At 37.6% G+C, this 6,000-nt stretch carries 6 protein-coding genes; all 6 read right to left on the bottom strand.

Annotated features, from left to right (window positions below):
* Positions 1-230: 230 nt before the first annotated feature.
* Positions 231-950 carry a WecB/TagA/CpsF family glycosyltransferase gene (locus tag C9J34_RS11255; protein WP_107839969.1) on the bottom strand — a complete coding sequence of 240 codons (720 nt, stop codon included), beginning with the start codon at positions 948-950 and terminating at the stop codon, positions 231-233.
* A gap of 403 nt (positions 951-1,353) precedes the next feature.
* Positions 1,354-2,394, bottom strand: coding sequence for an Rpn family recombination-promoting nuclease/putative transposase (locus C9J34_RS11250; protein ID WP_107839968.1), 1,041 nt, complete (start codon positions 2,392-2,394; stop codon positions 1,354-1,356).
* A 94-nt stretch (positions 2,395-2,488) separates the two neighbouring features.
* Positions 2,489-3,757 carry a nucleotide sugar dehydrogenase gene (locus C9J34_RS11245; protein WP_107839967.1) on the bottom strand — a complete coding sequence of 423 codons (1,269 nt, stop codon included), beginning with the start codon at positions 3,755-3,757 and terminating at the stop codon, positions 2,489-2,491.
* Between the two features lie 229 nt (positions 3,758-3,986).
* Positions 3,987-4,817, bottom strand: coding sequence for a flagellin N-terminal helical domain-containing protein (locus C9J34_RS11240; protein ID WP_107839966.1), 831 nt, complete (start codon positions 4,815-4,817; stop codon positions 3,987-3,989).
* Positions 4,818-4,999: 182 nt separating this feature from the next.
* On the bottom strand, positions 5,000-5,461 hold the full coding sequence (locus C9J34_RS11235) for a transcriptional regulator (protein WP_107839965.1): 462 nt from the start codon (positions 5,459-5,461) through the stop codon (positions 5,000-5,002).
* A gap of 201 nt (positions 5,462-5,662) precedes the next feature.
* Positions 5,663-5,953 carry a hypothetical protein gene (locus C9J34_RS11230; RefSeq protein ID WP_107839964.1) on the bottom strand — a complete coding sequence of 97 codons (291 nt, stop codon included), beginning with the start codon at positions 5,951-5,953 and terminating at the stop codon, positions 5,663-5,665.
* Between the last annotated feature and the right edge of the window lie 47 nt (positions 5,954-6,000).

Raw genomic sequence — 6,000 nt, 5'->3', positions numbered from 1 at the left:
TGACCATTTATGCATTTTATTTTTATTACAAAAAAGACAAAGAAGAAGGTTTAAGCAGCAAATGCTTAAACCTTCTTCTTGGGCTACCAACCGTTTTTTTCCTTGCAGGGAAAATTTTAAACTCTTTATTATCATAAGAGGAAATCTTACTATGGATACAGTGTAACACTAACATTACAATTTAACAATCAATTATTACAAAGATTACACAATATTTTTTTTGATAGTGCTTATTTTTTCTTTTTATCCCTTGCTACTTCTAGTAAAAACAGCGGTAGCGAAATTTGTCGTTTTATGCGATGAGGTTCCTTCATTAAACGATAAAACCATTCCATCCCCACTTTTTGGAATGCTTCTGGCGCACGTTTTACATTACCCGCCAGCACATCGAATGAACCACCTACGCCTTGATAAATCGTTGGATGCAACTGATCGCGATTCGCATTAATCCAATTTTCTTGTTTTGGTGATCCCATTGCGACAAATAGTAAATCGGGCTTCGCCTCATTAATTTTAGCTAATACTTTATCGTTATCTTTTTCATAACCATCCTGTGTTCCTACTATATTAATGTTCGAATACAATTCTTGAAGCTTATTGGCTGCCTTTTCCGCAACCCCTGGCTTACCACCGTATAAAAAGATGGGCTTACCGCGCTTTGCGGCTTCTTCACATAAGCGCATCATCATATCAACACCTGTCACGCGCGATGTAATTTGTCCTTTTTGAATTTTTGATGCAAGAATAACACCAATCCCATCAGGAATTTGAAATTCTGCATTGTTGAGTAGCTCCTTTAGGGCAGGGTCTTCCTTCGCTTTAATAATCTTCTCTGGATTAATGGCTACGATTAAAGACTTTTTCTTTAATTCGATTTGCTCAAATACGATTGGCAGCAGTTCATCGTAGCCTTCTGTATTGACCTGTATGCCTAGTACGGTTTCTTTCATTTCACATTGTCCTTTCCTTTTTACCTTTCCTCTATAATAGTACATGTTGTATGCGGATGGTAGTTGTTGATGATATGCATGGAAAAAGGAGAGATTCACACGCATCTCTCCTTTTATAACTGGATACTAAATACTCCGCTTGTAGGTATCGCTCTATACCCTCCAGCTTAGTGAATTCAACGCTTTTTCTGATTAATAACTACAAGCTTTCAGCATTCAATTGACAAATATTCTTCTCTGGTTCACATAGTTTTGCTTCGGCAATGACGGCTTCTTCATCTAAGATTCGTTTTAAGCGACCTTCGTAGGCAAAGTATTGCTCTTCTGTTAATTCAATTTCGCCCAGCTCTCTAATGTAAGGATTCGTTCTTCAACTGTCATGCGCATTATAGTCCTCCTTCATTTAGCAGTATAGATATTTCTCCACTTCCTCAATACTGCTAAATTCCAAACATTTTTCCATCAACTGTTCCAACCTTTCGTTGCTTAAGTGATGAATACGTTGCTCTAATTCAGATGGGAATGGGTGAAATTGCTTTTTGAGTAGCTGCAATGACATTTTTTTAAGAGTATCCGTTACCCCTTCTTGTCTTCCTTTTTCTTCTCCTTCTTGTCTTCCTTCTTGTCTTCCTTCTTCCCTCGCCTCTTGCTCGCGTAATTTCGCTTCGGCAATGGCGGCTTCTTCATCTAAAATTCGTTTTAAGCGACCTTCGTAGGCAAAGTATTGCTCTTCTGTTAAGCTGAGCTCTCTCCATTCTGTCATCGCTTCAAACAGTTGCTCATCCTTCATAGCAATCGCCTCCAGCTCTTTATAAATATCTTCGTAGATTTCCTTTTCTTTTCGATGGTTAACTACACCTAATAAGAGAAGCCATCTTGCGAGTACATCATTCCATGGGTCTAACTTTTGTTGTTTCCAATCTTTTAACAGCTTTTGAATTTCTATAAAGTGAAACTCCATGACATCTGTTAATAATGTTTTTTCGGTATCCTCGTATAAATGGTAGGTTGTATGGAATTGTTCTGTTTGATCAAACAAATCAAAATTCATAATATTAATTGCAATAACAGGGTTCAGTTGTTTATATGCCATTCCTTTACGCATTGTTTGAGCATATACCTTTGACCAATAATAGATGGTGCGTTTTACCATATCATATTGATTCGTAAATTGAATTTCAACGTTAATCCATTCATTTGTTTTCGTTTTCACTAATAGATCGAGTCGGGATTGCTTGTCTTCTTCATACTCCCCACCAATCTCTATATTTTGAAAGGAAATATCTGTTATGATATCTCGTCCCGTCCGCTTTAAAATTGCATTCAAAAAGACAACAGTGATTTCTTTGTTTTTTTCATTACCAAACAATTGTTTAAACGCATAATCTACCTTCAAATCCATCAGTTTTGTCAACGGAAGTTTCAAAAGTGCTCGCTTATTCACTGTTTACCTCCTATATTTTTTTCATTATTATATCATAAAAAAGTGTTATAGAAGCAGGCTCACACCTGCATCCCATAACACTTTTATACAATCTTTAGTTTTTAGCATCTCCAAGTAAATGGAATTGATAGCCTGCTTGCTCCCAGCTTGTACGGTTTAAGCAGTTTTTCGTATCGAATACAATTTTATTCCGTACTGCAAATGTTTGCGGATCCAACGCTTTGAATTCGTTATGGTCTGTTAAGCATAATAAAATATCCGCAGCAGCCACAACTTCCTCAAAGCTTTGTGTTTGTGTCGCATGTTTGTTTTCTTTAATATGTGGATCGAATGATACTACGTTCAAGCCAAGCTTTTGTAATTCATCAATAACGATTGTCGACGGACTTTCTCGCATATCGTCTACATTTCCTTTGAATGCTAGACCTAGTACACCGATTGTAGCACCTGCAATTTTATTGTCGTTTAATATAGCCTGTGTTTTTTGAGCTGTGTAGCTAGGCATACTGTCATTCGTATTACGGGATAAATGAATGATTTCTGCTTGTCCTCCACCAATCTCCACTAAAAACCATGGATCTACCGCGATACAGTGACCGCCAACACCTGGTCCAGGGAAGTGAACATTCACACGTGGATGGTAGTTTGCAAATTTAATTGCCTCCCAAATATTCACATCTAGCTTGTCAGCCATTTTCGCTAACTCGTTGGCAAATGCAATATTGACATCACGATACGTATTTTCCATTACTTTCACAAGCTCTGCTGTTGTCGCATCTGTTAAATGGATTGCTCCTTCAACAAATATTTCATATAATTCCTTCGTTAATTCAGCCGACTTTTCGTTAATGCCACCAACGATGCGGTCATTTTTTACAAGTTCCTCAAAAATGCGCCCCGGAATTACTCGCTCTGGTGAGTGTGCTACATAAATTTGTGTACCGATTTCTAGCCCTGACTTCACAAGCTCTGGTAACATAATGTGCTCCACTGTTTTAGGCGGAACTGTCGATTCTAAAACAACTAAATTTCCTTCTTTAATATAAGGTACAATTGAAGCTGTCGCTTTTCGTACATATTCTAAGTTCGCTGTATTATCTGGATTAATTGGCGATGGTACCGCAATGATGAACACATCCGCCTCTTCTGGTGTTGTCGATGCTGTTAATACCCCTCGGTCTACCGCATTATTTAAACGCTCCTGTAAACCATCCTCTTCAATATGTAGCTTCTTTTCCTGAATGCTTTTTACTGCCTCTGGATTTAAATCTACGCCGTGCACTTTCACACCGTGATTGGCAAACATTACTGCTGTCGGCAAACCGATATAACCTAAGCCAACAACACAAATTGATTTTGTCATGCTCGTTACTTCCTTTCATATATAAGAGCGAATGTATATTATCAATAGACGCTTTTTCAACAAAATGGTTCGAAAACCTACTGCTTTACAGTATACAACTTTTTGATGCCTTCTGTGAATAAAAAATGATTGCAATTGAAGAAAACGCCAATAGAAAGGGGAAAAGCGTCAATAAATTGATACAAGCCCTCAAAAAAACAAAAAAGGCGTCTCTTGTCAGACACCTCCACTATCTACGCCCTGCATCCAGCAATGTTAACACAGAATATGCCTGCTGCATATGTAGTCGCATAACATATTGACTTGCTTGCAATAAAATATTCGCCTTTGTGAAATTCATTATTTCCTTCGCAATGTCCGCATCACGAATACGCGATTCAGCAGCTGTTAAATTTTCCGCTGTGTTCATCACATTATTATATGCATGCTCCATTCGATTTTGGTAAGCACCCATGCGTGAACGTTCCATAGATACTTTATTTAGTGCATTATCCAGCTCTCCAATAGCCTTGTCTGCATTTTCACGCGTTAAAATGTCCGAATCATCAAGGCCGAGACTTGTTGAGCTCATCCCACCTATATATAAATCAATCGTTTGTCCAGAGTTAGCACCAGCTTGAATTTTGATTGGTGTGTTTTCATGGTCACCATTTAGCAACTTCTTCGTATTGAATTCAGTTTGCCCCGCTGAGCGAGTAATCTCTTCTTTTAGCTGTTGGAATTCTTGATTGATAAGTGCTCTATCTGCATCTGTCATCGTATCACTCGCTGCTTGGACAGCCAGCTCACGCATTCGTTGAATCATCGCATGTGTTTCATTTAATGCGCCCTCTGCTGTTTGCACGAGACCAATACCATCTTGAATATTTTTTCCTGCCATATTTAAACCACGAATTTGGGCACGCATCTTCTCAGAAATTGCTAGCCCCGCTGGATCATCCGCTGCACTATTAATTCGATAGCCTGATGAAATGCGCAACAAAGCTTTGTTCGATGCAGCATAATGACGATTCATATTATTAAGTATAGAATAACCAACTGAACTCCATTGACCTAGCATACGTAACCCTCCTTAACGTTTTTACTTATATCGGTGCTTTTAGTGGAAAGTTTACCCCACAAGTAACGACTAATCTTAAGACATGTAAAATTCTCCTCTAATCGTTAACCTTCACTTGATTGACATTTGTCTTATTACAAGCTATCACAAAAAAACACCTTTCTATATTTCCATGAAAGGTGTTATAGCATATCCCGCTGCTCTAAATGCCAAACTAAATTGTAAAACATTGCTTCATTACGTTCAGTTAATGCATAGTCGATTAAACGCTCTGCATTTTTCCCTTCCAGCTCACGAATAATGGAAGAAGCTTCATGCTCTGACTCCAATGTATCCTCTATCACTACATTAGCTGCCTTTTCCTCAATAATCGGCAATAAATAATCATAGACATTGGATATAAGTAGTAGCTGATAAAGTGGTATACGTATAAAACGACTACCATTTTGGAATACGAAAACATCCGAAACATTTTCGATCTTATATGTTTTTAAATTAACGATCATTTCTTTTCCATCTAAAGGAATAAAATGAAACAATTCATCCTCCTTTATGATTGAAAGATGCTGATAAGCAAAAACAAGACATAGCTTTTTGCCAGCCATTTTCGTATATAATGGCTTCATAAACTGAATGCGAATCACATTCACCCTCCTTAAACATTTCCGCTTTTATTACAGTTTATTTTCTCCATTAGATAGCGATTTCAAACATTGTTTGTTTTATGTTTGGAAATATGATTTTTTAGGTTATTTATGTGTCAACTGCCAGCGTAGCTGTTGGTTTTTTTCGAAAGGGAAGTTTGTTGGATATTTTTATTGTTCATTGCCACCCTCCTCCATTCGTTAAAGCTGCTTATTGCGTAACTGTTGAACCTTTTCGAAAGATAAGCCTATCACTTTTATGATAAATTCATCACTTGTTCCTTCTTTAATCATATTGATGGCCGTCTGTTCTAATGCCCGCTCTAGCCCTTTTTCTATTCCTTCCTTAACTCCTGCGGCATGCGCATCTTTCTTCCCTGCTTCTTCATCCAAAATATACTTCAAACGAGATTCATAGGTAATTCGAGATTCGGGTGTTTGGCTTAGTTCTTCCCAAACACCAAAAGCATGTTGTAAATCTTTATCATTCATAGCTAGCCTCTCCAATTCTTTGTAGATTTGATTATAAACATGGTGCT

Origin of the sequence: Metasolibacillus meyeri (assembly GCF_003049505.1) — a bacterium.
In the GTDB taxonomy this organism is placed as follows: domain Bacteria; phylum Bacillota; class Bacilli; order Bacillales_A; family Planococcaceae; genus Metasolibacillus; species Metasolibacillus meyeri.
The sequence above is the reverse complement of the archived record's forward strand: the minus strand, read 5'-3'. Positions and strand labels throughout refer to the sequence as shown.